A 248-nucleotide genomic window follows, 5' to 3' on the forward strand; every position below is an offset into this window, starting at 1 on the left:
GGGCCGGGGTTTCTGGAAGCGACTTATCAAAAGGCTTTGTCGATTGAATTGCGACACCAGCGAATCACGCATCAGTTGGAAGCACCCGTGCAACTCGCTTATCGCGGTGAACCCATCGGTGAAGGTCGGCTCGACCTGATTGTCGAAAACGCGCTCATCGTTGAACTCAAAGCCGTCGACCAGATTCACCCCATCCACAAAGCTCAGGTGATCTCCTACCTCAAAGCCACCGGCCACGAACTCGCGCT

At 55.2% G+C, this 248-nt stretch carries 1 protein-coding gene; it reads left to right on the forward strand.

What is annotated here, in order from left to right; all coding sequences use genetic code 11:
• Positions 1-12 precede the first annotated feature (12 nt).
• Positions 13-248, forward strand: a 236-nt coding sequence (locus R0J87_RS23165; RefSeq protein WP_498889304.1) for a GxxExxY protein, incomplete at its 3' end; no start/stop codon positions are given.

The sequence above is a fragment of the Halomonas sp. SIMBA_159 genome, from assembly GCF_046536035.1.
Lineage (GTDB): Bacteria > Pseudomonadota > Gammaproteobacteria > Pseudomonadales > Halomonadaceae > Vreelandella > Vreelandella venusta_A.